27 protein-coding genes and 1 pseudogene are annotated in these 25399 nt (G+C 63.2%); 7 read left to right on the forward strand and 21 right to left on the reverse strand.

Annotated features, from left to right (window positions below):
- Positions 1-84: 84 nt before the first annotated feature.
- Both Cocul_RS11520 and Cocul_RS05110 read right to left on the reverse strand, forming a co-directional pair.
- Positions 85-795 (reverse strand): annotated as a pseudogene (locus Cocul_RS11520) (IS6-like element ISCef5 family transposase).
- A gap of 87 nt (positions 796-882) precedes the next feature.
- Positions 883-1272 carry a heavy metal-responsive transcriptional regulator gene (locus tag Cocul_RS05110; protein WP_004601215.1) on the reverse strand — a complete coding sequence of 130 codons (390 nt, stop codon included), beginning with the start codon at positions 1270-1272 and terminating at the stop codon, positions 883-885.
- Between the two features lie 108 nt (positions 1273-1380).
- Between Cocul_RS05110 and merA the strand changes: the two genes are divergently transcribed.
- The 5 genes from merA (at position 1381) to Cocul_RS05135 (ending at position 5390) form a co-directional block, all read left to right on the forward strand.
- Positions 1381-2805, forward strand: coding sequence for a mercury(II) reductase (gene merA, locus Cocul_RS05115; protein WP_055122234.1), 1425 nt, complete (start codon positions 1381-1383; stop codon positions 2803-2805).
- Between the two features lie 34 nt (positions 2806-2839).
- Complete coding sequence (gene merB, locus Cocul_RS05120; RefSeq protein ID WP_004601217.1) at positions 2840-3493, forward strand: organomercurial lyase MerB; 654 nt, start codon at positions 2840-2842, stop codon at positions 3491-3493.
- An 18-nt stretch (positions 3494-3511) separates the two neighbouring features.
- Entirely contained in the window at positions 3512-3835 is a 324-nt protein-coding gene (locus tag Cocul_RS05125) for a hypothetical protein (protein ID WP_245622112.1), read from the forward strand.
- A gap of 119 nt (positions 3836-3954) precedes the next feature.
- On the forward strand, positions 3955-4437 hold the full coding sequence (locus Cocul_RS13145; protein WP_082422220.1) for a TlpA family protein disulfide reductase: 483 nt from the start codon (positions 3955-3957) through the stop codon (positions 4435-4437).
- Complete coding sequence (locus tag Cocul_RS05135; RefSeq protein WP_055122236.1) at positions 4434-5390, forward strand: cytochrome c biogenesis CcdA family protein; 957 nt, start codon at positions 4434-4436, stop codon at positions 5388-5390. Before Cocul_RS13145 ends, Cocul_RS05135 begins: the two co-directional genes overlap by 4 nt.
- Before the next feature lie 340 nt (positions 5391-5730).
- Here the strand turns inward: Cocul_RS05135 and Cocul_RS05140 are convergent, their stop codons facing one another.
- The 10 genes from Cocul_RS05140 to Cocul_RS12625 all read right to left on the reverse strand — a co-directional run bounded on the left by Cocul_RS05140 (position 5731) and on the right by Cocul_RS12625 (position 13907).
- Positions 5731-6162, reverse strand: a complete 432-nt coding sequence (locus tag Cocul_RS05140) for a single-stranded DNA-binding protein (protein ID WP_055122237.1) — start codon at positions 6160-6162, stop codon at positions 5731-5733.
- Between the two features lie 82 nt (positions 6163-6244).
- Complete coding sequence (locus Cocul_RS12555) at positions 6245-6388, reverse strand: hypothetical protein (RefSeq protein WP_169786402.1); 144 nt, start codon at positions 6386-6388, stop codon at positions 6245-6247.
- 167 nt (positions 6389-6555) lie between these two features.
- Positions 6556-7575 carry a DUF4192 family protein gene (locus tag Cocul_RS05145; RefSeq protein ID WP_055122238.1) on the reverse strand — a complete coding sequence of 340 codons (1020 nt, stop codon included), beginning with the start codon at positions 7573-7575 and terminating at the stop codon, positions 6556-6558.
- Between the two features lie 173 nt (positions 7576-7748).
- Positions 7749-8321: a recombinase family protein gene (locus Cocul_RS05150; RefSeq protein ID WP_069723575.1), complete on the reverse strand. Its 573-nt coding sequence runs from the start codon at positions 8319-8321 to the stop codon at positions 7749-7751.
- 15 nt (positions 8322-8336) lie between these two features.
- Positions 8337-9512: an HNH endonuclease family protein gene (locus tag Cocul_RS05155; RefSeq protein ID WP_055122239.1), complete on the reverse strand. Its 1176-nt coding sequence runs from the start codon at positions 9510-9512 to the stop codon at positions 8337-8339.
- A 3-nt stretch (positions 9513-9515) separates the two neighbouring features.
- On the reverse strand, positions 9516-10751 hold the full coding sequence (locus tag Cocul_RS05160; protein WP_211257100.1) for an adenine-specific methyltransferase EcoRI family protein: 1236 nt from the start codon (positions 10749-10751) through the stop codon (positions 9516-9518).
- A 315-nt stretch (positions 10752-11066) separates the two neighbouring features.
- Entirely contained in the window at positions 11067-12542 is a 1476-nt protein-coding gene (locus Cocul_RS05165) for a recombinase family protein (protein ID WP_055122642.1), read from the reverse strand.
- Positions 12490-12882 carry a hypothetical protein gene (locus Cocul_RS12615; RefSeq protein WP_211257101.1) on the reverse strand — a complete coding sequence of 131 codons (393 nt, stop codon included), beginning with the start codon at positions 12880-12882 and terminating at the stop codon, positions 12490-12492. Before Cocul_RS12615 ends, Cocul_RS05165 begins: the two co-directional genes overlap by 53 nt.
- Positions 12879-13535, reverse strand: a complete 657-nt coding sequence (locus Cocul_RS12620; protein WP_211257102.1) for a hypothetical protein — start codon at positions 13533-13535, stop codon at positions 12879-12881. The genes Cocul_RS12615 and Cocul_RS12620 overlap by 4 nt, the downstream gene beginning before the upstream one ends.
- 75 nt (positions 13536-13610) lie before the next feature.
- The gene (locus Cocul_RS12625) at positions 13611-13907 is read right to left on the reverse strand and encodes a hypothetical protein (RefSeq protein ID WP_211257103.1); all 297 of its coding nucleotides are present in this window, start codon (positions 13905-13907) and stop codon (positions 13611-13613) included.
- 145 nt (positions 13908-14052) lie between these two features.
- Here Cocul_RS12625 and eccD point away from each other — a divergent pair, with 145 nt between their 5' ends.
- Positions 14053-15405 (forward strand): type VII secretion integral membrane protein EccD, encoded by a 1353-nt coding sequence (gene eccD / locus Cocul_RS05175; RefSeq protein WP_055122241.1) that lies wholly within the window; start codon positions 14053-14055, stop codon positions 15403-15405.
- Positions 15402-16652 (forward strand): S8 family serine peptidase, encoded by a 1251-nt coding sequence (locus tag Cocul_RS05180; RefSeq protein ID WP_245622113.1) that lies wholly within the window; start codon positions 15402-15404, stop codon positions 16650-16652. Before eccD ends, Cocul_RS05180 begins: the two co-directional genes overlap by 4 nt.
- On the opposite strand, the gene eccB is transcribed toward Cocul_RS05180, so the two are convergent.
- The 9 genes from eccB to rpsM all read right to left on the reverse strand — a co-directional run bounded on the left by eccB (position 16647) and on the right by rpsM (position 25340).
- Positions 16647-17948 carry a type VII secretion protein EccB gene (eccB, locus tag Cocul_RS05185; protein ID WP_055122243.1) on the reverse strand — a complete coding sequence of 434 codons (1302 nt, stop codon included), beginning with the start codon at positions 17946-17948 and terminating at the stop codon, positions 16647-16649. The genes Cocul_RS05180 and eccB overlap by 6 nt on opposite strands.
- Before the next feature lie 106 nt (positions 17949-18054).
- On the reverse strand, positions 18055-20577 hold the full coding sequence (locus Cocul_RS05190; RefSeq protein ID WP_055122244.1) for a DUF6541 family protein: 2523 nt from the start codon (positions 20575-20577) through the stop codon (positions 18055-18057).
- 43 nt (positions 20578-20620) lie between these two features.
- A complete protein-coding gene (gene truA, locus Cocul_RS05195) occupies positions 20621-21508 on the reverse strand; it encodes a tRNA pseudouridine(38-40) synthase TruA (protein ID WP_425388771.1) in 888 nt (295 codons plus the stop codon).
- Entirely contained in the window at positions 21496-22134 is a 639-nt protein-coding gene (locus Cocul_RS05200) for a hypothetical protein (protein WP_150114384.1), read from the reverse strand. Before Cocul_RS05200 ends, truA begins: the two co-directional genes overlap by 13 nt.
- Before the next feature lie 169 nt (positions 22135-22303).
- A complete protein-coding gene (gene rplQ, locus Cocul_RS05205; RefSeq protein WP_055122247.1) occupies positions 22304-22810 on the reverse strand; it encodes a 50S ribosomal protein L17 in 507 nt (168 codons plus the stop codon).
- A 39-nt stretch (positions 22811-22849) separates the two neighbouring features.
- Positions 22850-23866 carry a DNA-directed RNA polymerase subunit alpha gene (locus Cocul_RS05210; RefSeq protein ID WP_055122248.1) on the reverse strand — a complete coding sequence of 339 codons (1017 nt, stop codon included), beginning with the start codon at positions 23864-23866 and terminating at the stop codon, positions 22850-22852.
- Positions 23867-23935: 69 nt separating this feature from the next.
- Positions 23936-24541: a 30S ribosomal protein S4 gene (gene rpsD, locus Cocul_RS05215; RefSeq protein WP_055122249.1), complete on the reverse strand. Its 606-nt coding sequence runs from the start codon at positions 24539-24541 to the stop codon at positions 23936-23938.
- Positions 24542-24563: 22 nt separating this feature from the next.
- Positions 24564-24968 (reverse strand): 30S ribosomal protein S11, encoded by a 405-nt coding sequence (gene rpsK, locus Cocul_RS05220; RefSeq protein ID WP_055122250.1) that lies wholly within the window; start codon positions 24966-24968, stop codon positions 24564-24566.
- Between the two features lie 3 nt (positions 24969-24971).
- On the reverse strand, positions 24972-25340 hold the full coding sequence (gene rpsM / locus Cocul_RS05225; RefSeq protein ID WP_018118369.1) for a 30S ribosomal protein S13: 369 nt from the start codon (positions 25338-25340) through the stop codon (positions 24972-24974).
- Positions 25341-25399: the final 59 nt, after the last annotated feature.

The following is a 25399-nucleotide window of genomic DNA, read 5'->3' on the forward strand; positions in this document are numbered from 1 at the left end:
CGCCTTGGTGCTGTTGCAAACTTCAGGCGGAGAGCCGTGACGACCCAGTCTTCATCCTCTGATGCTCGCTGCGGGTCGGCGTTCTCAGGCAGCCTCGAACACCCGGCTGACGATCACCGCATCCGGGTTCGGTTGCTCGTAGGCAAACATCGCGCCCTGGCCTTTCCGTAATGAGTGCATCGCTTCCATCCCTTTCAACGTCCGGTACGCCGAGGTCCGGTTTTTGAACGCCCCCCTTCGGTCCGAGGATCCGTTTCAGCCGCCCATGATCTCCTTCAATTACGTTATTGAGGTATTTCACCTGCCGGTGTTCCACGGTCTGCGGGCAGATTCCCTCTGACTTCAACTCGGCGATTGCCCTGGCCAGGGAGGGTGCTTTATCGGTGTTGATCACCCGCGGGAACCCGGTTATCGTGTTCGACCTCAGGGTCTTGGCCAGGAAACGCTTCGCTGCGGCGACATTACGCTTTGGGGACAGGTAAAAATCCAGGGTATGCCCACCCGCGGTGATGGCCCGATAGAGGTAGCACCACTTTCCCCGACCCGGATATAGGTCTCGTCCACCCGCCAGGACCGGGCCTGCCAATCCGGGACTTGTCGGTACCACCGGGTCTGCTTGTCCAGCTCAGGAGCATATTTCTGGACCCAGCGGTAGATGGTGCTGTGATCGACCGGTACGCCGCGTTCGGTCATCATTTCTTCCAGATCGCGGTAGCTGAGCCCGTAGCGGCAGTACCACCGGACCGCCCACAGGATGATTTCACGGGGGAAATGACGACCGGAGAAGATGCCCATGGCTGTGATTATTTCACGCAGGTCTTCCTGTCGCCCGAACTTTGCAACAGCACCCTTTTGGCGGTCCAGGAGGTGTGCCCAATTGGATTACAAGTACCTACACACTTGATCGGTGCTGCACGTTTCAGGGTCCGGGTGTGCGGCGTCCTGTCTGAGGTCCGCGATAGTGTCGCGCAGCACGGAGAGCTGCGCGATCTGCTGCTCGATCTCAGCGAGGCGCACGTCAAGCAGGTCGCGCACGTGCTCGCAGGGCGCCTGGCCGCCGTCGCGGATGTCGAGGATCTGGCGGATCTGGGCGAGGGTCAGCCCGGCGGCCTGGCCCCGGTGGATGAACCCGACCCGACCCACGGCATCCTCGGCGTAGTCCCGATAGCCGGAGGCCAATCGCTCGGCCGGAGGGAGCAGCCCCGACTCCTCGTAGAACCGCAGGGTCTTGGTCGTGGTTCCGGTTGCTTCCGCAAGCTGTCCGATCCTCATGTTCGCCGATTCCCCTTCCAATGGCCACCACACTTGACCTTCCATTGTACTGGAAGGTTCACAATGGTTCCATAGGAACTTTTGAACCACAGGGAAGAGACATCTGGAATGACAAACGAAAAGTTCGATCTGGCGATTATTGGTTCCGGCGGCGGAGCGTTTGCGGCCGCGATCCGGGCCACCGGGCTGGGCAAGCGCGTCGTGATGGTGGAGCGCGGCACCGTGGGCGGGACATGCGTGAACACGGGCTGCGTCCCGTCGAAGGCGCTCCTGGCTGCCGCGGAGGCCCGCCACGTGGCGTTGGATTCGGCCCGCTTCCCTGGGGTGGCGGCCTCGGCGGGCCCGGTGGACATGCCGGCCCTGATTCAGGGCAAGGCCGCGCTGGTTGAAAGCATGCGCACGGAGAAGTACGTCGATCTGGCCGCGGACTACGGGTGGACGATGATCTCGGGGGACGCGTCGTTCACCGGAACCCAGGACGCACCGCTGCTCCGGGTGATCTCCCCGGATGGTGCAGTGAGAACGATCGAGGCCGGGCACTACCTCGTGGCCACTGGCTCCGCACCCTACGTGCCCCCCGTTCCCGGACTGGCCGAGGCCGGGTACCTGACCTCGACGACGGCGATGGAACTGGACGAGGTGCCCGAATCAATGCTGATCCTGGGCGGAGGCTATGTTGCCCTGGAGATGGCACAGCTTTTCTCCCGGCTTGGCTCCCGGGTGACCATGCTGGTCCGTTCCCGGTTGGCCTCGCAGGAGGAACCGGAGGCATCCAAGGCGTTGGCGGGGGTGTTCGCCGACGAGGGGATCCGGGTGGTCCGGCGGGCCATGGCCGACTCCGTGGCCTCCGGCCCGGACGGGGTCTCGGTGACGGCAAACGTGGCCGGGGGCGAGGAGGTGTTCCGCGCTTCCCACATCCTCGTGGCACTGGGCCGCCGCCCGGTGACCGAGGGACTGGACCTTGACGCCGTCGGGGTGAAGACCGGCGCATCCGGCGAGATCGTGGTCGATTCCCGCCTGGCCACGTCCAACCCGCGGGTTTGGGCCGCCGGGGACGCGACCGGCCATCGGGAGTTCGTTTACGTCGCAGCGGCCCACGGCGCCCTAGCCGTGGACAATGCGTTCACCGATACCCTGGCCGAGGTCGACTACCGGCACCTGCCCCGGGTCACCTTCACCAGTCCCGCCATCGGGGCGGTCGGGATGACGGAAAAGGAAGCTGTCGCCGCCGGGATCAGCTGCGAGTGCCGGGTCCTCCCCCTGGAGTACGTGCCGCGAGCCGTGGTCAACCGCGACACCCGCGGCTTCATCAAGGTTGTCGCGGACCGCGACACCGGACGGATCCTGGGCCTCTCCGCGGTGGCCAAGGACGCCGGGGAGATCGCCGCCGCCGGCGTCTACATCCTCGAAGCGGGCATGACCACCGCGCAGGTCGCCGCCGCCTGGAGCCCCTACCTGACGATGGCCGAGGGCATCAGGATCGCCGCCAAGGCCTTCAACACCGACGTCTCCAAGCTCTCCTGCTGCGCCTGAGCTGCAGCCCCCACTACCGAAGCAAAGGAATGCCATGACCGCCACCGACCAGGCCCTCACCTATCTGTTGTCCCCCGCGCGCTCCGGAATAGACCCGGAATTGTTCGTGCCGCTGCTGCGGCTCCTGGCCGAGGGCGAGCCCGTCACGGTCGCCGAACTGGCCACCGCCAGTGGCCGGAGCGAAGACACGGTCCGGCAGGGACTGGCCGCCGTCCCGGACACCGAGTACGACGACGAGGGCCGCATCATCGGCCTGGCCCTGACGATGCGGCCCACCCCGCATCGCTTCACCCTGGCCGGGGAACAGCTCTACACCTGGTGCGCCCTGGACACCCTCTTCTTCCCGGCCCTGATCGGGAAGGCCGCAACCATTGAGTCGACCTCCCCGGGTAGCGGGACCCTCATCCGGGTGATGACGGGCGCGGACGGCACGGTGACCTCCGTGCAGCCGGCCACCGCCGTCGTGTCCATCATCAGCCACCCGGGCACGGGGCCGGTGCGGTCATCGTTCTGCAACCAGGTCCACTACTTCGCCTCCCGCGAGGACGCCCAGCCGTGGTTGGATTCCCATCCCGACGGCGAAGTCCTGGACATCGAGGCGGCACACCGGGCCGGTGCCGCCATGGCCTCCGCCCTCCTCGCCGCGGCCGCCACGCGGGCCCCCGCGGCGCAGGACTCCTGCTGCTGAGCTTTAAAAGGACATGACATGACCCAGCACCCAGAACAGCCAGACATCGGCCATCAACCCGTCCGGCAGACCGGTCGCCCCGGGCGATACCACACACTGGCCGCAGGAATCGGCATAGCAGCGGCCATGATCCTGTGCTGCGCAGGACCCATCCTCATCGCCGCCGGAGCCCTCGGCGCGATCGCCGGATTCTTCTCAAATCCCCTCGTGTTACTCGCGGCCGCCACGGTGCTCCTGGCCGGGATCATCGCCGTCACCAGGCAGCGAAAACGCCGCAGGACCGACGACTGCTGCCCTCCCGCATCCCCCGAGCACCACCGCACCGACCACGGCACCGCCTGAGTCCCCATCCCCATTCCTGGAAGGAACCACCAGACACCATGACATACCCGAGATCCCGCCGTTCTCTGTCCGTTCCCCGGCCCAGGCACCTCGCCTCCGCCCTGTTTCTGGCAGCGGTCATGGCACTGACAACCGCCTGCGCCAGCACACCGAGCGGCCCATCGGCCGCGCCAGGCGGTTCGTCGCCCGACGCGGCCGGTGCCGTTGCTGTTACGGTCTCCGACATTGACGGCACTACCCGGACCATCCCGGACGGTAAGCCCGCAGCACTGTTCTTCTTCTCTGCCGGATGCGGTGAGTGTGTGGAAGGGGCCGATTCCCTGAACAAGGCCTCCACGGCCCTGGGAAGCTCGGCCGACTACCTCCTGGTGGACGTGGACCCCCGAGAACCGAAGGAGACCATCAACGGATTCCGCGATTACATCAAGGCCCCTGAGCTCCCTGCCGTCATCGACACCGAGGCCACACTGACCACCCGGTACAAGGTCACCTCCATAAGCACCCTGGTGGTGGTCGACGCGAAGGGCGACGTTACCTTCCGGGCCACCGACCCGTCTGCGGAAAAGATCCAAGAAGAACTCACCAAGGCCGGTGCCCAATGACAGCCCTGCTTGCCCTGGCCTTCGCCGCTGGAATGATTGCCCCGGTCAATCCCTGCGGTTTCGCCCTCCTGCCCGCCTGGATAGCCCAGACCATCGGGGACGCCCGGACGCGCCCGCTCGCGCTGCGTCTGGCCCACGGGCTCCGGGCCGGGCTCGCGCTCAGCCTCGGCTTCGCCGGGACCCTGGCAGCCTTCGGGCTGATCGTCAGCGCGGGCGCCAGGACCCTGATCAGCGCAGCGCCCTGGCTGGGAATGGCCACCGGGGTGATCCTTCTCCTGCTGGGCCTGGCCATGCTCACCGGACTCACACCACGGCTCCGTCTGCCGGCCTGGGCCACGAAACCCCGCACACAAGAAGCCGCAGGGGCAGGTCACAAAACCGGGCGCATGGTGGCCTTCGGGATCGGATACGCCGCAGCATCCCTCGGCTGCACCCTCGGGGTGCTCCTGGCCGTGATCGCCCAAGCCCAGGCCGTCGCCAGCTACGCCGGGCTGCTCGCGGTCTTCGCCGCCTACGCCGCAGGCTCGGCCACTGTCCTGATGCTCGTTTCGGCAGGCACGGCCATCGCCGGGGCCGCCCTCGGGCGAAGAATCACCGGCCTGGCCAAGCACAGCAACCGCATCACCGCCTTCATCCTCACCATAACCGGCGCCTACCTCAGCTGGTATTGGTATCCCGCCGCCACCGGCGGAACCGCACAGGCCAACAGCCTCGCCGTATGGTCAGCCGCCGCCAGCGCCTGGATCAGCGACAACAGCACCCTGATCGCAGCCCTCGCCGCAGCCGTGGTGCTCGCATCGGCATTGGCCGTCCTCAACCGGCGCAGGAGACTGCGCATCAGACAGGGAACGCCGCCCACAGGCGAGGGCCCCGGGCAAAGCGGGGAACCCGACTGCTGCACACCAACTCCGGACAACAACTCGACCGAGGACCGGCCAGGCACGATCCCGTAGCTGGCCGAGGACTCCCAAAAAGCAAGGGGGAGAGGGAACCTTGCCCATCTTCTGGCAAACGAGGCGCCCGCCTATCAGGACAGGTTGGTACAGCGGCATCAGGCCGGAAGTCAATTCGTGCAGAGGGCTTCGGGCAATCCGTCAGGAGCCCTCTGTACCGCCCCCGCAATGACGGGAACGTCAGTGTGGTGGACTTCGGAAAGCCACAGTGACACCCACTAGTTGTACTCGACCGTGCTGTTGGGTTTTGTTCAGTTGGGTATGGCCGTGAAAGAGCTGGATCAACACCGTGAAATAGTTGAAAAAATAACCCCGCAGGTTTCCCTGCGGGGTGTCGTTGTTAGAACGGTGCTTCGTCGTTGTCGGCGTCAGCGCCAGCCAGGGCGGCGTTCGCCGCCTCGCCTCCGCGACGGGCTGCGCGCGCAGCGGACTCTTTCTTGGAGTCGATCAGCTGCACGGTGTCGATACGGGCGACCAGCGGGTAGTGCTTCACACCGTCCTTGTCGGTGTAGACGTCGGTTTTCAGCGAGTAGCTCACCGCAACGCGATCGCCGGAGCCGACGCAGCCGAACACGCCGGGGTTCTTAGCGTCCCGGACGTAGCCGGTCAGCTCCACGATCTCGCTTTCCACCTTGCCGGTGTTCTTGTTCTTGAAGGTGTTGCGCGCATAGACGTTGAGCTTCACCGTCGCACCGCCGTTTGCGTGCTCAAAGATCTTCGGCTCGCGTGCTGCGTTGCCAACGATGGTGCCGGAGTTGAAGGGATTAGACATGAGTTTTCTCCTTATGAGTGAGTGTGTAATTGTCTTTCAATTGTGTGTTTGAGCAGCGGCTTTGCTGCTGCTGTAAGTGCTGTTAGAGCACGGCCCAGGGCAGATGTGCCCCTGCCGCTTCCAGGTCGCGTAGCTCTTGGGTCGCACCAGGATCGGCGTCCTCGCCGTCCATACCGTCGCTCATCAGGTAGAGCAGCTCTAGGTCTTCGTTCGCGTAGTTCAGCATGGTGTGCCTCCTGTTGTGGAATCGGATCTTCAATCCGCTTTTTGGAGACAGCTCTGCTGTCGGGACGCTTCTCCCCTGCTAGTAGAAGATGAATGTCTTTCCTGGTCACGGCGTGGGTAGAAAAGAAAAACCCCGCTACAGCAACTGCTGCAACGGGGTGTGAAGTACTAGTCTTCGAACAACTGCACGCGAGCCTGAGCACCGCCCTCGTGAACCACTTCTGCGAGACGACTGCCCTCGCCAATGTCGATTAACTTCGCCACCAGCGACGGGAACGTCTCTTTGCTGCTGATCTCAGTGGCTCGGTGCGCAGCCACGCCAGCCAGGCCCGTCTGACCTGTGGCCTGGGCAAGCACTGCCACGGTGGCCGTGAGTTGTGCCCGCATCCCCGGCCAACTGGTCGGAACGGCGCGCATCACCTGTTCCGCGAACTTAAAGCCCGCTTGTGGCTCTTCCAGCAGCGCTGCCAACAGCGGATCACGCAGTCGCGGGGTGGTGAAGCACTTCAGCGCAGATCGGATAGCACGCGCACTCGGCTGCGTCATCCCCGCCGCTGCTTGTTCGTATTCACGCTGTAGCACGTCTCGGAACAACGGCGGGATGTAGGCCAAAGCATCCTCGATGATGTCTTTGTGCTCTGCCGCGCTGATGCCATGCTCGGTGCTGTTCAGGCGCGTCTCTATCTCTTCGCGCGACAGCGCTGGGAGTTCGCCGGTGTCGTTGACCATCTGCCGCAGCGCTGCTGAGGTGCTGATATCGCTGATACGGCCTGCTTGTGGCTCGCGTGAGTTTGAGTGCAAGTACATGGCGCACCAGGCAGTACCAGCGGTGATCTCGGACGTTTGAATGACTGCCAGCACCTCGCTGTGCAACGGCGAGTCCTCGCTGCAGAGGAAATGCGCCACCGCATCAGCCTCGACCATGTCGTCGGTGATGACGTACGCCGCAACAACGTCGAGATCCAGCGCCTCAGTCCACGCTGTGAATTTGTCGCGATCCTCGGTGAGCTGTTGGATAGCACCGTCCAGATCGAACCGTGCGAGCGGCCCGAGACTTACGCTGCGGGTGTCGTCGTCGCGCTCAAAGAACGCGAGTACCAGCGAGTTCTGCGGGTAGAAACCGAGGATGCCGGGGATGTTTGCGAGGATCTCGCCGTGAGAGGTAAGTGTCTGCGAATAGGTGGACATTGAAGCACTCCTTGCCAAATACGGGATGTGTAAGGTCAGTCCCGTATTTGGTCCCGGCTCTGCCGGGCAGCGTCCCGCACCCTGCTGTACAGCACTCCCACGTGCTCAGCGCGTCGCTAGTGCTGCTTGGTGCTTGGCTTGCAGGACAGTGGCACTAGCGACGCGGTCTCGTGCTAGGTCTCGGTGTTAAGGCGCTCGATGGCACGGTAAATCGTCGGTCGCGAGACGTTGAAGGTACGCGCTACCGCACTAACAGACTTCCCGCCGTCGATAAGCTCCTTGGCCATCTGGGCTTGCTCATCGCTGAGCTTGGGCTTCGGACCGGCAACTCTGCCCTGGGCGCGGGCGTGCGCCACGCCTTCACGGGTGCGCTGAATAAGCAGGTCTCTTTCCCACTCAGCCAAGCTGGCCATGACGTTGATGACCACCTTGTCGGTGGGTTTGGACGTGTCCAGCGCTGGCTCCAACACCTTGACGTTGATGTCGCGCTCCGCCAGGTCGGCGATGGTGTTCACGGTGTCTGCGAGGCTGCGGCCGAGCCTGTCGAGGCGCGTCACAACGAGCGTGTCGTCGGGGCGCATATACGCCAGCGCGTCATCGAGGCCGGGTCGCTGCCAGTTGGTGCCGGAGATGGTGTCTGAGTAGATGTGGTCCGGGTCGCAGCCAGCGTCGATCAGGGCGTCGCGCTGGGTGTCGAGGGACTGTCCCTGCTTCGACGTGGAGACGCGGGCGTAACCGATGAGCATGGTTAATCACCGGCCTTAAGCGTTGCCCTTGGCACGGTTGTGGGACTTGCAGAGCAGTTCGCAGTTGCTCTCCTCGGTCGAACCGCCCTTGGACCACGCGGTGACGTGGTCGGCGTCCATCTCCTTGAGCGCCCAGATCTTCGCTTTCTTCTCATCGTGACCAATAGCGCAGTACGAACAGTTGGAGACGCCTTGCTGCTCTGCAGCGTCTGTCTGACGCTTGTAGACACGCTTCTTTACCGCCTCAGTGAAGACACGCACGTTCAGCAGCTTCGTGTCCGTCTTGCCGCCAAGCAGGTACTCGTAGATACCCTTCTTGGACTGAATCTGCGGGTCAGATAGCAATTCCTTTGCAGCAGTCGTCATCTCAGCCGTGTTGTAGCCCTTGTCGCCGTAGCGCTCATAGAGCGTGTTCCACGCGATGCCACGCATGGTCGTGTCCGTCATCTTGAACACACTTGCTGCCCAGTCGATAACTGCAGTGAAGTAAGTCTGTAGTTCGTTGCAGTTATCGTCTTCACGGTGCTTTGCCATGTAACTGTCGATGGTGGTGCCTTCACGCTGAGCGATCCAGTCGAGGGCTACTTCAAGCACCTCCTGGCGGGCTGGGTCGCCCTTAACGAAGTTCGACCATTTCGACATGATGGCAGAGCCAGAGTTGGAGAAGACCTTCTTAGCAGCATCGACGAAAGGGCCTGAGTACACGGCATTGCGCAGCTCTTGGGCTGTAAGCGGCACACCGACGATGTTGATGGTCTTGAACCACTCCTTGATCTCGGCCTCAGTGCCGTAGCAGTCGTAAATGAGCAGCTCCGTCTCAAGAATCTGCTCTTGCTGGTGCTCACCCAGCGACGAGAAGTACTGTTCGTTGCCGGCAGTGTCTTTGACGACGAATAAGTCCTTGAAGAAGCGCCCGATGGACGTAATGCGCTGCTGTCCGTCAAGGATCTCGAACTTTTCTTCGTCCTGCTTGGGCTGGTTGAAGTAGATCAGACCCAGTGGATAGCCCTTGAGCAGTGAGTCAATGACAGCAACGTCCTTCTTGCCGTCGTTGTAGATGTAGTTGCGCTGGTACTCAGGCTGGATGGTAAGGCTGCCAGCCAAACCGTACAGGCCCTTGCCTTCGAGTTCGTTGTAGTGGAATCCTTCGACGAGGTCGCGGATCGTGCGGGGGTTGAGATTGGCTTCCATAACTTAGGACTCCTTGGCCTCGGGGCGGCGGTGGCGGATTAGCACGCGAGCGTATGGCTGCGTGAAGAACTGTCCGTCGACTTCGTAATATGTCGTATCTTCTGGCGGGGTCGCGTGTGGGATCGCCGCACCGTCGTTAAGTTTCCCAACGCTCGATGTCTTTCCATCTCTTCCGACTTGTGTTTGCGTGGGGTATGTCTTCTTCTTCAACCCTGTTGGATCATCCCAAGTCTTTGTAATGCCGAGAATCTCAAACTGCTCGGGTGTGTATTTTCCCAAAAATGTGATGGGCACTCCCATAATGCCTTCGTAATCTGAGGGAATGCCCAGCACCTTGGGAACCTCAATAGCGTCATAGTTATCGTATCTCGGATAGCCTGCATCCTTCACGGCCTTTAACCCATAAATGAGGTTGTCTTCCATGGTCATCAACACAAGTGGTTCATGGCGTCGACCATGTTCGATGTTGGTAAACCATGCACTACTGCCGATGGTCTGCCATCTCGTGCCATCGGGATCAGTACGCTGACCCGAGTTTTTTACGGGGGCATCTTCTGGGATACGAAACCACATTGCACCTCCCCCATCTCGTGTGGCCCCCAACCACAAGCGATTATCTCTAATAAGGGGGAAAACCTCTTTGTACGTAACCGCGTTCATATTGCCTATGACAGCAAACTCGACGTCGCCCTCAAGCAACCATGCGAGAAATTCTCGGAACAGAGAGAACGGTGGGTTCGTAACTACGATGTCGGCTTCATCGCGGAGCTTTGTGACCTCCTCTGAGCGGAAGTCCCCGTCACCTGCAAGGTAATCCCACTTGAGATCTTCCTTGTTCAGTTTGCCATCGTCATTTAGGTCCACACCCTGTTCCATGATGTAAATACGGCCCCGGTACCAGGTGTCATCTTCGTTGAACTTCTCGTCCTGGTCTTCGCCCAACTCAAAGTTCAATAGTGTCTGGCCTTTTTCAGTTACTGCCGGGTTCGATGCTGGCGCGTAGGACGTGGAAATAAGTTTCTTCAAGCCGAACTTCTCAAAGTTCAATGCAAAGTACTTGGTGAAGTTACTCGCTCCCGGATCGTCACACGGCAGCAGCACGGTCTTGCCCCTGAACACGTCTGGGTCGTATTCCAAGTACGCCTGCATCTCGATTTCAATGTCGTTCCACTGCGTGTAGAACTCATCATTTCTGGCAGCCTTGGCCGCACCTAGATCGACATTGCCTGCCATAGTCATCACGCTCGTTCATCAGTATTAGATCGGTCGAACTTGTACAGCCCCTTAGTGCCGCGCTGTTATGAACACATAAAAGCAGGACAGAGGTGTACGAGATCGTTAAATATAATACCGAGTGTAACACAACTAACCAATTAACGATAGCGTACAACAAGGATTTTCTTTCAAGCGCTTGACATGCGCAGAGGCAGCAGCCGTGTCATAATTTTCCGGGAACGTCACGGTTGAGCGGTGTCACCCCCCCGGCACAAAGGCAGATTCCCCCCGAGCCTGCCAGCTCCCGTGGCGTTCCCCATAGACGCGCCTCGCAAGCAACTATTGCCGCCAAGTGATCTTCACACGGTGCGGATCGAACTGCTTCGCACCATGCTTGCCGGGCAGAATATGTATTTCCATTAGCAGCCGAGCCAGCCGCCGCTTGTCCTCAACAGAGGCACTGCCCCACCACTCGGCGAAGTCAGGGCCGTCGGCCAGTTCTACAGCAAGGGGATCGGCGTCATGGCTGGCCGTAAGTTCATGCACCTTCTTGTCGATGGCTGCGATTTGGCCTTCAATCTTCTTCGACATGCGCGCGAATGTTGACATGTCAATCTCTTCATTAATAGCTACTTCCTCAAACTGCTCACGCTTGGCCATCAACACGTTTCGCTGGCCAGCCAGCTCCTGCAGCTGCTCGGTGAGAGTGTCATCTTCTGGAGTTAAGGCGTTGCGCAGTGCATCCACGGCGTCGGGCTGGGCCATACGCTTCAGGATGATAGCTTCAATGAGGTCGTCCACCTCAGCGCCAATGGACACATGCGTGCCACCCGGTTCAGAGCGCTTGCAGGTGTAGAAGCGACGAGGACTACCATCCTTGTTCTTCCGGCTGCGTGAGTACATCGGATCTCCGCAGGTGCAGGTCAGGACAGACGCGAGGAAGTAGCGTGGCGCGTTGCCACTATGAGAGAGCCGTCGCGACGGATCGCGTAGCACTGCATCGAGTTTTTCACCCGTAACCTCGTCGATAATGGCTGGCCAGCTCCCCTTGCCGACGATCTGACGGTCTTTGATAAGGCGGTAGCCCGTGTCTGGGTCAGTGGGATTAAACGTACTCAAGCCGCGTACACGCGGGTTAAGCAGGATGTCACGCAGCGTCGGTGCTGTCATGGGGCGACCGGACGTGGTAGTGAGTTCTCGGGCATGAAAGATCTCGCGCACGGTCTCGCGCAGGGTTTTGCCAGCGATGATCATTGCTGCAGCATCGAGGATGGCCTGGGCTTCGTCGTCAATGATGGTTACAGCGTCTGCTTCGTAGCCGAACATGCGGCGCCCACCTGTTTTGGGTCGACCGGTGCGTGCGCGATCTTCGTATGCAGCGCGGATACGGGCTGCCCTATCAATAGACTCCTGCTCTGCAATGAGGCCGAGGATGACAATAGTGAGCCGCGATGCTGGGTCTGAAGGGTCAATGTTGTAGCCACGGTTCGCCTTGACAGTGACGTTGTGCTTCTCGCATAACTCGAAGAGCGCGAGCGTGTCTTTGGTACGGCGCGTCAATCGGTCGAGCGCGTACACGTACACAACGTCGATCTCGCCGCTCTCAATGGCGTGGATCAGCTTGTCGTACTCGGGCCGGTACTCACCGGAGAAGGCGGAGATGTTGTTATCCACGTAGGTAGCGACGATCTCAGCTTCGTCAGCCTCGGCCTGCTTAGTGGCGAGGTGGATCTGCCGCTTGACGCCTGCTTCTTCCTGCTTATCAAGCGAAATACGAGCGTAGATTGCTGCGCGCTGCGTTGTGGTAGTTGCCATGCGGCCATCGTACCCCAAAGCCGTATTCTGGATTTCCCGATCCCGTGGCGCCGATGCACAAGCCATGCGGCCCCATGCCTCCATGCGCGGATTCTTTCAGATCCAGCCATACGGGAAGCCCAGTTTCTGTATTTACCCCGATGGGTATTTTCAGCCGAGAACCGGCATCGACCCCGCGGTCAGGCCATAACCGAGAAGGAGATACGTCCTCCTTACCCGGAATATTCAGCAACGGCAGGAGGTCATTATTCTGGGCTAATTCTGTGCCGCTGCGGGGAAAATCGGTGCGGTAATAGGGAGCCATGCGTCGGGCGAAGGCCAGCGCCTGCTGCTCCGTCACGTAGTCCGGCGAACCCAATTTCTCTTTCCCCCAGCCGTGTACACCCACAGTTCCCCACCGCGGAGTTCCAGGGACAATCCTTCTTCCTCAGCGAGGCGTCGAATAGCGCTGGTGCTTCCGTCGTGCGCGATCTCTACCACCGTATCCGCCTCGGGCGCCTCCTCCCCCTCAGATACCAGGGCAATACGCTGCGCAGCCCGGTGTGGATCGCGCGTGTGGGGCAGCCACTTGAGCCATGCCCACTCCGGCCCCTGCTGATCGGCCACGATCCCCACCGCCTCGGGCCCCTGGTGAAACACCAGGCCGCATATCATAGCCCGGGCGCAATCGGCGGCGCGCTCCCCGCTCACGGAGAGATAAGAGAAAGCACGAAGTTGCACCACAACGGGGGTATCGGGAACCGTACTGGCGACATTGACCGTATGCCGCAGCGACGTTGCGCACACCGGATCTAAATCCTCCGCCGCACCGGGATCAGGAACCTCGATGGGGGTGCACAGAGAGGTTATCCCCAGCCCCACGCGCACCTCCAGATAGTCCTCGTCATGCACCCCTCGCTCCCACATGCGCTCACCGCCCACCAGGCTCCACAGTTCGCTCGGGCGCGGATAGCGATGCACCTCGTGTTCCCGCTGCGCCCGCGCATTAGCCAAGGCAGTGGCCCGCAGCTGCCCGAGATGCCGTAAATACGTGCGCCGTGTTTCATCGGCGTCGTTGCCGCCCTGGGGTTAGAACATCATGAGAAAACCCATTGCCGCCATAAGCGGCATGACCAGCATCATGGGATTGATGGTGCCTGCGGAAAGAAACATCACGGTCACCATCGCGGCCATCGCCGCTACCATCACTACGGGCATAAGTAACCGCAGAAGCGGCGGCGTCGTGGGCTTATGGGCGGGAGGAACCGGCAGCGCCTTGAGCGTTCCCTCCGGACGAGGCGGGCCCGGAACTCGCTGGGATACAGAACGATATTCCACGCTGAGCTGCGGCTCAGCGGGAAAAACGTGGGATGCAGATGCTGCCATGACTTCCCCCCCTTGTGCGTCATACTCGCAGGCCCACAACCCCCTGCTGTGGACATATCCCACAGGATAGACCATGATGGAAGAAAATAATCGATGCGCTACACCTGGGGGTAGGCGCATAACTGCTCGGGGGAGTTGATTTTCCATGACCATCAGCCATATGCTTCGGCTTCGCGTTCGGCTACACGCGGGTTCGTATCGCCGCGAGGCAGACATGGCACTACCTGCGCATTCCTCGCTCGCGGAGTTTCTTGATGAACTCCTCGCTCTCTGTGCCGCGCCCCTTCCCGCCCGCCCGTGGCAGGCGCTCACCGCAGGTGGACAGGCTATCGACGCCTCCGTGCCGCTCTCTCACACCGGGCTGCGCGACGGCGACTCGCTCCTGCTGAGCCCACAGCAGGAACTCTCGCCCCCGGTGCTTCTCGACGCCACCGAGGCCCTCACCGAGGAGACCACCCGCTCGTCGCGGGGCATTCCTCCACTCCACCTCGCCCATACCACCGCCACGGCGAGCCTATTGGCGCTGGTCATCATCCTTTCCCGTTGGGTTCCCCTCTGGGCCGCTTTCCTCCCTTCTTTCCTCGCCGCCTTACTTCTTACCCTGTGGTCACGCCCTCTTCCGGGGGTTATCGCCGCTGGCACAACATGCGCGGGCACCGCGGGTTTCTGCTGGATATATCACGGGCAACCGCATGAGTGGCTGGCCTACGCCCTCCTCACCGGGACGCTGGCTACGATGTCCGCCCTGGCCTTGTTGGGCTTTGCCGCACGCGGTATCCCCGCACGGATTATCGCCACCACCGGCACCGCCTGTTTTCTCCTTCTCACCGCTGTAACCGCCTGGTTCATCCTGAGAACCCCCTCCGGAGCGGCGGCCCTCACTCTGCTCTTTGGTTTCTTTCTTATTCTCCTCTCGCCGCGCTTAGCCACCGCCTGCGCCGGTTTAACCCCACTCCGGCTTCCCTCCGCCGGCCAAGATCTCGGGGTATCCGACCCTCCCCCGCCACCCCCAGACAAAGCAGACCAAACCCAGCGCCGCGCCCGCCGCATCTACGAGGGCATCAACCTCGGCGTCGTGCTTGCCTCCTGCCCCGCTCTCCTCCTCGTGGGAGCCACCGCGGGGGATTCCACCGGAGTGGGATTTAGTGCCGCCGTTCTGTGCTGTTATGCCCTCGTTTTTACCCTTCACGGCCTGCGGCATCCTCACCCCGTCGTGCTCTGGTCGCACCTCGCCGCCGCACTGAGCGCCCTCTCGGCCCTCGCAGTTCTTAGCACCCGCGCTATCTCCGCAGGAAGCCACCTCACCGTCACGCTCATCGTCGGTCTCCTCTGTCTCGCGGGAATCAGTATGCCGTGGTGGTTACCCAGTGTGCCCACCCCCGAACCCACCCATGTGCTGTGGTGGGAGCGTCTGGAATCCCTCGCCATCGCGGCCGTGATTCCCCTTTGCCTCCATCTGGCGGGACTCTTCGCCTTCATTCGGGGGTTAAGCCTGTGAACCGCCTTTTCCTCGCCCTGCTTCTCTGCTGTTCCGCGTATTCTGCTTCATTTTTCACCCCCATTCCTCCGGCCCGGGCTGAGGAACGCTGCGCTGCCGGTGTCCCTCTCAACGGTGATATTCCGCCAGCCACCACGTTCGGATCGTCGCGGGCCTCCGGCGCGGGGATCACCGTGGCGGTTATTGACACCGGCGTGGCCCCGCACCCGCAGCTTCGCGATCTCATTGCGGGCTCTGACCTCGTCTCGCCGGAATCACCCAATCCTCTCAGTGATTGCGATGCTCACGGCACCATCGTGGCGGGAATCATCGCCTCGACGGATCGTGGCATTGCCCCGCGCAGCCGGATCCTCAGTATCCGCCAAACAAGCTCCACCTCCGCGCATGTCGATGACGTCTCCCGGGCTCAAGGAAGCCTCGCCTCCCTGGCTCAAGCCATCAGTGAGGCCGTGGATCGCGGCGCCCGCGTGATTAACGTCTCGGTGGTTGCGTGTTTGCCACCCGAACGTGCCCGTCACGTGAACACCCGCGTCCTCGACGCCGCCCTTCATCACGCGGAACAACGCGGGGTCGTAGTGGTCGCGGCGGCAGGAAACCGCTCTCCTCAGTGCCAGGATTCTTCCGTGGTCTATCCTGCGCACTCCCCCACCGTGGTATCCGTCGGGGCCCTCGACGATCCTCATGATTTAGCCGCCTATTCCCTGGCCGGGGGCGCCAATATTCTTTCCGCTCCGGGGAGAGTCACGGCTGGTCTCGATCCACGCGGCCCCGGCTGGATCACGGCGGTGGGAACCCCTGATACATCTGGTTTCGTCGCTTCCCCACAAGAACTCATCGGCACGAGCTTTGCCGCCCCGGTGATCTCGGGGATCATCGCGCTTCTTTTGGAGCAACACCCGGAGTACGCCCCCGCGCAGGTCCGCGCCCATTTATTCTCCGTGGCCCAACCCCCACACGGGGCTATCGCCACGGACGATGTTCTCTCCGCCCGGATTCCCCCCGCCCCACCGGCACGCACGCTGCCCGTCCTTTCCTGCCCTTCCGCCCCGGATCCTCGCGCGCAGTCGCACACCCGGATTTTCGTGTTATCCCTCGGGCTTGCCGTGCTCTGCGCCGGCCTCGCCGGCGGCTTCGCTGCACGGTACCTGCCCTCGCGATTCCGCTCCTCACCGGAGCGGTCCCGAGAGCAAAATCACGGGACAGGTGAACTGCCCACAACGAAAGCCGGCGTGGGCCACCCCTCATAATCCCCGCAGCGCCTCTTCCTCGCTCAGCGGCGTCCCCTCGGGAAGCATCGCCAGCACGGGCCACCAGCCCGGAATAGGCTCCGGCAACCCCAACACGTCCACGGTTTCCTTGCTGGGGAGCCGATGCCGCACCCCATGCGCGGTCACCACGTGATACCCCGCGCCCGTGTCCACGGCAATTGCCCCACGCAGGTCGGCGGAAAATATCTCCGCCACGGCTAGGCGACTTTCTATCTCCCCGCGCTCCCCCTCGCTCTTCCAGCCCGGCTGCGGCAGCGTCACTGGAACACGATCCGCCTCTGCGTACCCCACACCGCCCTCCGGCCCCATCACGCAAAGATCCGTGTCCTCCGGGTTGATGAATCGCATGGGGTGTTCCGGCAACCGCAAGGTGTTGGGTGCCTCCGGCCTTGCGGCCACCTGCGCGGGCGGAACAGTTCGGTTCACCGCGCCCATGTCCGTCAGCATGGCCGCCTGCTCCTCGGTGATCGCGTGAATCCCCTCGGGCTGGGATAACCACGCCTCGTCTCCGGCGCGCCACACCTCTGGGAGGCTTTCCGGGAAGGAAACGGGTTCTTGTTCCGTCATCGCCGTGATCATCGGGGCGGAGAGATCCCATATCGGAGTGTCGATCCCCGCGCCCAGGCGGCGGCGCACCACCACGCCCTCCGGGCTATCGGCGGGCGGCAGCGCCGCGCGCCCCTGGGCCGTCACCAGGTAGTCCACCGGGACCGGTCCGGAGGGATCGCGCAAAAGCACCGCGGCCTCCCGCTCCAGCGAGCGAGGCTGTCTCCCCAACTCCACGCTTATTCTCCCATGCCGCATGCAGACGGCCCAGGTTCGTGTCTCCTCCGGGGGCGCGGCGGGGGCGATGAAACCAGGGGCGTCGCTCATGCCCAGGGGGCGTCCGTGGCGCAGGGCTCCGAGTTCCTCGTCGCTGATATCCACGGGGTCCTCCGCCGCGCCCAGGGCGAGCCGCGCGGAGGATAGATTGGCGGCCGGATGCACCTCCTCACCGATACGCACATACAATGCCCCGCTGCTCGCCCGCAGCAGGGGATCATCTTCTCCCGGGCTGGGGTGGGGGTCAAGCACGGCGAGAAGCCCCGATCCCATCACCAGTAAAAGGGCGAGCACGGAGCCAAAGGCGGCCGCCCGGTGCCGCCTCGCTAGCGGATCATGGATCATGCGTGCGTCCCCCAGCACAAGGCCGTGGTGCATTCTGCGCAAAAGAAACCGATGGCCCGAGACCTGGGCCTGCGTGGTGGGCGCGAGCATGGTGCGGTGTTGAGGCATACCCCGATAGCCTTCCCCCGAAGATGTATCCCTATCGGGGTTTACTATAGCACCCCGGCCGCACCACGAGAGATCCGCGCAAGAGGCCCGCGCGGATACAAAGGCGCTACTCTACCCTCGCGGGTGCCCCACCCTCGGTGATCTCCCCCTCGACCGGCCAATTCGCATCATTATCGGCGTCCTCGGTGGGCACGTCGGCGCGATTGTTCGGCTCCGTGGGGCGGTGGAAGTAGGGCTGGTTTTCTTCCTCCTCGGAGGTGGCCACCCCCGCCTCGCCCTTGGTAGGGATCGGGTGAAGTTCCTCCAGCGGCTCGGGCGAGTTACCGGGAGCCCTCATCTGCTCCAGCTCCTCATCGGTGAAGGCCTCGTTGACGGCAAAGATCGCCACGTTGTGATCCACGTACACCGTGGTCACGCCGGGGGTGCCCCACAGCCCGTCCATCATGCGCTCATTACGCGGCTGGGACATCCAGAAGTTCTCCGGTGAGATCACGATGTAATTCACGCCCATGCGCTCGGCGGCCTCGTCCACGTGGTTGCGCTCATTGGGCGCATCGGGATTGCCCGCGCCCAGGGCGTTGGGCCACCAGTAGAGCAAACGGGTAGCGGAATCCTTGGAATCGGCGGGCCAATCGTAGTGACGCATGACCGTGGGCAGGGCGTTGTAGGCGTACATCCAGCTGTGGCCGTCGGCGGGTTCGCCCATGATGAGCCCCTCATAGGCGTGGGGCTGCTGGGCCAGCCAGTCGAAGGCCTTCAGGTCTATCTCGCTGACCATGCGATCATCCTCCCGGGAAGCGTTGATCGCCCACTCCGCGCCCACCTTCATGTGCGACCACAGGTTCGCGTAGATCGCCCAGCTCACCGGCACCGCCAGCACGAGGGAAGCGATGATCGACCCGCGCGCCCACTTCCGCACCGGGGCCAGGCAGACCAGGCGAATCAATACCGCCACGCCGATCCCGGCGGCGGCCATCACGAGCATGGCCACGGGAATGATGAGGCGGTGCGCCATAGAATAATGCAGGCCGCCGACGGCGCCGAGCATGTCGCCCCACGCGCCATCGAAGGGGCGCAGGGCGTTGACCGCCAGCGCCAGGGAGAAGAGGTACAGCAGGGGAGCCCAGACGTTACGGCGCCAGACCAACAGCGCGAGCCCACCGATGAGCGCCGCCCAGAGCACCCAGGCGAGGTTGATGCCCTCAAAGGCATCCACGTGCCGGGTGTTCATCCACAGCACCTTGGCCCAGGCCTCCCCGTAGGAAATATCCTCCTCGCCGGAGAAGGCCACCACCTCCTCGGTGACCTCTGAGCCCATGAGGATCTGGGGCAGCAGCAACACCACCCCCACGGCGCCTGCGGTGCCCAGCAAAGCGACGTCGCGAAGCCGCGCCCTCAGCCCCCCGCGCGCTCCCTCGGCGGGGCGCGAGGGCACCCACACCAACCAGCACAGCCACCACAGCAACAGGGCGCTCACGATGATCGTGGCCGCCGAGGGGTGCATTTGTGTCACGCCCATGAGCGCCACCGCGGCGACAAAACCAAAGCGGGGGTTGCTTGGCACGTTCATAAAGAGAGCGATGACCACGCCCGTGAGAGCCACCGCCGCCACGTACGGCCACGCGCCCACGTAATTACCCACCCAGTACCCCGCCGGAGCGCCGAAGATCATGAATCCCGCCAGGGCCGCGCCCAGCTGCGCCGTGATGGAACGGCTCCGCATCATCTTCCACGCCAGCAGGCCCACGGACAGCGGGAAGCCCACGCCGGGGATCACCGCGCTGGCCACGTTCACGGCCTCGATGGGGGATACTCCCCCGATCTGGGCGATGAAGTAGGTGCCCGCATGCCAGCCGCTGGGATAGAACATCGCGGCCTGGGTCTCGATGTTATGCAGCTCGCCCATCCGGGTGGGAGAAGCCACGCCAGCTTCCATGATCCAGCGCACCACGTTGGCGTGCCATTGCACGTCCCAGCCTTGAAAGACGTTGTTGAGCCCCTCCGGCGCGCGAGCGATGAAGCCCAGTGACTTACCGATGATGATGTGCGCCCCCGCGACCACCCCCACAGCCGGGATGATCCAGGCGGGGTCGAGGAGGCTCCCCCGACGCCGCTGCGGATCCAGCCACCACTCCCGCTGCGTCCACCGCGGTGTGGGCTGCCGCTCCTCCTCCGGCTCGGCTCGACGCGGTGCGGCGGGCAACAGCACCGCCTTATACCGCTTGGGGCGAGCGGCAAGCCCCGTGGCCTGCGCCACGGCGGAGGCGTCATCGAGAATATCCGCGCCTGCGGGAAGATGTACCACGGTAACGGCGAGATCGCGCCCCTTATCCCGAGGTTTCCTGCGCCACACGCGGCGCCCCTTGCCGTAACCAAACCGGCGTGCGTAGCCGCAGCGCCATCCCAGGGCCAGCAGCATCAGGAAAAGCCATAGGCTCGTGACCGAGAGGAGATCATAACGCCACGGGGTCAACCCGATGAGCCAGGCGGCTAGGCCAAACACGCCAAAGCTCACCGGCATCGCCGCCGCCGCAGCCCACGGGGCTTTGATCCCGGAGGCCCAGCTCAGGAGGAATCCCGGCAGGGTAAAGATCAGTACCGCGAGATAGGCGATCTGGGCAGTATCCATGGAGCGAGGCCTCGTGGTCCTTTCTTGGGGTTGTGTGCAGCCCCTAAAGTGTATCGGTACCCAGGGCCTGGGAGGGGAGCGCCGCACGCCGATCCCGGGTCACCAACGCCCGAGCGGCTAGTTCCCGATCACTAGGATAGTCCACCCCCACCAGGCTCAGCCCCTTGGCCGCCGCCACGGGAACACGGGGAGAGCGCCGCCGCTCCTCCAGCAAACCCAGGGCGGTCTCGGGGGCGAATCTTCCCTCCCCCGCCGCCAGGCAGCACCCCACTAGGGCACGCACCATCGACCAACAAAAGGCGTCCGCGATCACCTCCGCCTCATAAAGATAGGGTTCGAGCGGAGTGGAGGCATCGCGCCAACGCAACGCCTGAAGATCGCGCACCGTGGTGGCATGGGGCTTGGCCTTGCAGAAGGCCGCGAAATCGTGCAGGCCCACCAGGTGATCCGCCGTGGACTGCATGAGAGCCAGATCCACGCGCTTGGGCCAGGCCGTAGTGTCCCGCGCCCGGGTGGGCAGCGCCCCGCCGGGGGCCGTGGTCACGCGGTAGAGGTAGCGGCGTCGTAAAGCAGAAAACCGTGCGTCGAAGCCCTCCGGGGCAAGAGAGCAGGAACTGAGACGCACGTCTTCCGGGAGTAGGCGCGACAATCGACGCACCAGCCGCCCCGGATCGCCTTCGATGGAGCGCTGGTTCAAGCACTCGGCGGGCACGTCCGCGTGGGCCACCTGCCCCGCCGCGTGCACCCCGGCGTCCGTCCGTCCCGCCACGGTCAGGCTCACTGGCACCCGCAGCACCAGCGAGAGCGCGTCCTCCACCGCACCCTGCACCGTGCGCAGGGACTCATCCTTCTGCCGGGCCCAGCCGTGAAAATCCGTGCCATCATAGGCCAGGTCCAGCCTCAGCCGTACCGTGGCGGTCACCGACGCCACCACCCCGAGGCCACCGCCAGAAGCCAGAGGGCGGGGGCGTCGATCGCCATGCGCTGATACAGCCCCACGGGGTTGTCATACCCGGTGCCGAAGGCCGCTGCGACCGTGAGCAGCGCGCCCAGCACCGAGACCCCCAGAAGCACCCACGTCACCGGCAGGAGCGGCCCGTTCAATGCGGCGGTGGCGCGTTGAGCCTCATCGACCATCGCGCGCTGTCGCCGCGCCGTCACGGCCGCCGACGCCATCACGAACCACATCGACGCCACCGCGGCGGCCTCAAGGGCATAGTGCAGGCCTGGGTAACGCGAGGGTTCTGCCGTCAGCGCCATCGTGCTCAAGAACCCAGCCGCGATCAGGCCCACGCCCATCGTCACCGCCCCGGACAACGCGCGGCGCTGCCGAATGACATGCACCCCCGCGGCCGCCAGCATCATCGCAGCGAACGCTCCCGCAAACTGAAACCACAGGTAATGCGGGCTGCACGCCACGCGCGGGGCAAAGAAATCCTCCACCGGGACGCACTCGGGCACCCGCAAATCTGCCACCATGTTCAGGCGGGGCAGATACTCCCCCTGCCAAGCGATCGCGGCGGCGATCCTCCCCCCGTACCAAGCCGCTAAGGCCAATAGGAGGAAAAGAGCCGGGCTTCTTCTCGATGTGTGCTTCACACGCAGCACCCTACCGGAAGGCCGGGACGCAAAGGAGCCGGGCAGGAACATCATAAGTGCCCCTGCCCGGCTCCTCACGAAACGACCACGCGACTTGGCCCCATACCGGGGCCGCACCGCAGGGAGATTACTTCTCCTCGGCCTCCGGCTGCGCCTCAGAGTCGGCGGACTCAGCGGACTCGGTGGCCGGAGTGGTTTCCTCGGTAGCCTCCTCGGCTGCCTCGGCCTGCGCGGCTTCCTTGGAGGCGGCGGCGCGGGTGGCCTCGGTGCTCACGGTCTCCTCCAGTACCAGGGAGATCTGAGACATCGGGGCGTTATCGCCGCGGCGGTTCTCCAGCTTCACGATGCGGGTGTAACCACCCTCGCGGCCCTCGAACTGGGGGGCCAGCTCGTTGAAGAGGTGAGCCACAACGTCCTTGTGGGGCACCTTCTTGAGCACCTCGCGGCGATCCGCCAGGGTGCCTCGCTTGGCCTTGGTGATGAGCTTCTCCGCGTAGGGGCGAAGCATCTTGGCCCGTGCATCGGTGGTCTTGATGGCACCGTGCTCGAACAGCTGCGCAGCCAGGTTAGACAGAATCTTCCGCTGGTTGCTGGCAGAGCCGCCGAGCCGTGCGCCCTTCTTCGGGGTAGGCATGAATAACTCCTCGGGTGAAAGTTGAGTTGAGCGGGCGTCTTACTCTTCGGTATCTTCCGCTTCGTCATCCACGTAGTCGCCGGTGGCGGCGTCGTATCCCTCAAGCACCGTCGGATCGAAGTCGTCCGGGGCGTCCTTGAGGGTCAGACCCAGGTTGGCGAGCTTGATCTTGACCTCGTTGATGGACTTCTGCCCAAAGTTGCGGATATCCAGCAGATCGGACTCGGTGCACTCCGCGAGTTCACCGACGGTGTGGATCTCCTGGCGCTTCAGGCAGTTGTATGACCGAACGGAAAAGTTGAGGTCCTCGATCGGCGTCCCATAGGCGGCCATGAACTCGGACTCCCGCGGGGAGGGGCCGATCTCGATGCCCTCGGCGGAGGTGTTGAGCTCATGCGCGAGGCCGAACAGCTCCACGAGCGTCTTGCCCGCGGAGGCCATCGCGTTGCGCGGGGAGATGGAGTTCTTGGTTTCCACGTCAATGATCAGCTTGTCAAAGTCCGTGCGCTGCTCCACACGGGTGGCCTCAACCTTGTAGCTGACCTTGAGCACGGGGGAATAAATCTGATCCACCGGAATCCGGCCGATCTCTCCCCCGCCCGTGGCGGCCGCCGGCACGTAGCCGCGACCGCGCTCCACGATGAACTCGATCTCCAGGCTGCCCTGCTCATTGAGGGTGGCGATGTGCAGATCCGGGTTGTGGATCTCCACGCCGGCGGGGGGCTGAATGTCCCCCGCCGTGATCTCGCCCTCGCCCTGCTTGCTCAGGTACATCACCACGGGCTCCTCGGAATCCGAGGACAGCACCATGGACTTGATGTTCAAGATGATGTCAGAAACATCTTCCTTCACACCGTTGATCGTGGTGAACTCGTGGAGCACGCCGTCGATCTTCACGCTGGTCACCGCCGCGCCCGGAATGGACGAGAGCAGGGTGCGACGCAACGAATTGCCCAGGGTGTAGCCGAAGCCCGGCTCCAGCGGCTCGATGACAAACCGGGAGCGGGACTCCTCCACAACCTCTTCGGTGAGGGTGGGTCGCTGAGAAATAAGCATGGGACTCTCCTTTGGCGCCCGCTATTTGACGCCGATAGACGGAAAGGGATGGATGACAAAAACGAAGGGTTACTTCGAGTAGAGCTCGACGATGAGCTGCTCTTGCAGCGGAACGTCGATCTGTGCGCGCTCGGGCAACTGGTGCACGAGGATGCGCAGGGTGTCCGGGACGACCTGAATCCAGGCCGGCACGATGGCGTCGGCAAGCTGCTCCTGGGCCTCTTCAAACCACTGCATCTTGCGGGAACGCTCGCGCACATCAATGATGTCGTACCGCGAGACGCGGAACGAGGGAACATCGATCTTCTTGCCGTTCACGGTGAAGTGGCCGTGGGAAACGAGCTGACGAGCCTGGCGGCGGGTGCGCGCCAGACCAGCGCGGTACACCACGTTATCCAGGCGGGACTCCAGCAGAACCAGCAGGTTCTCGCCGGTCTTGCCGGGCAGGCGGTTAGCCTCCTGGTAGTAGCGGCGGAACTGCTTCTCCATCACGCCGTAGGTGAAGCGAGCCTTCTGCTTCTCCTGCAACTGGAGCAGGTACTCGGACTCCTTGATGCGAGCGCGACCAGCCTGACCCGGGGGGTACGGGCGGCGCTCGAAGGACATATCGCCGCCGACGAGATCAACGCGGAGACGGCGAGACTTACGGGTTGCGGGGCCGGTGTAACGAGCCATAGTTAGTTACCTTTCCTTTCCCTTAAACGCGGCGACGCTTCGGCGGGCGGCAGCCGTTGTGCGGATGCGGCGTCACGTCGGAGATCGAGTTGACCTCAAGGCCGGCGGCCTGGAGGGAACGGATAGCGGTTTCACGGCCCGAGCCCGGACCCTTGACGAACACATCGACCTTCTTCATGCCGTGATCCATCGCCTTGCGGGCGGCGTTCTCGGCGGCCAGCTGCGCGGCAAACGGGGTGGACTTACGGGAGCCCTTGAAACCCACGTGGCCGGAGGAAGCCCAGGAGATCACGTCGCCGTTGGGGGCGGTGATGGACACGATGGTGTTGTTGAAGGTGGACTTGATGTAGGCGTGGCCCTGGGCCACGTTCTTCTTGACGGCGCGGCGGCCAGTGCGGCGGGCGCCAGAGCGAGTCTTCGGAGGCATAGATTACTTCTTCTTTCCGGCGATCGTCTTCTTCGGGCCCTTACGGGTGCGGGCGTTGGTCTTGGTGCGCTGACCGCGCACGGGCAGACCGCGACGGTGACGCAGACCCTGGTAACTTCCGATCTCAATCTTGCGACGAATATCGGCCTGAACCTGGCGGCGGAGGTCACCCTCCACCTTCCAGGAAGCCTCAATCACGTCACGCAGAGCAGAAAGCTGCTCGTCGTTGAGGTCATCGGTGCGCAGGTCGGGAGAGATGCCGGTCTCCTCAAGCAGCTTGGCCGAACGGGCCGGGCCGATGCCGTAGATGTAGGTGAGTGCAACCTCCATGCGCTTATTGCGCGGGAGATCCACACCAGCAAGACGTGCCATGTGGCAGTACCTTTCCGGTTGTTACGGTGGTTTTCTCCCCGCTCACCCCTACCACGCAG

This window comes from Corynebacterium oculi, assembly GCF_001412105.1.
GTDB classification, from domain to species: domain Bacteria; phylum Actinomycetota; class Actinomycetes; order Mycobacteriales; family Mycobacteriaceae; genus Corynebacterium; species Corynebacterium oculi.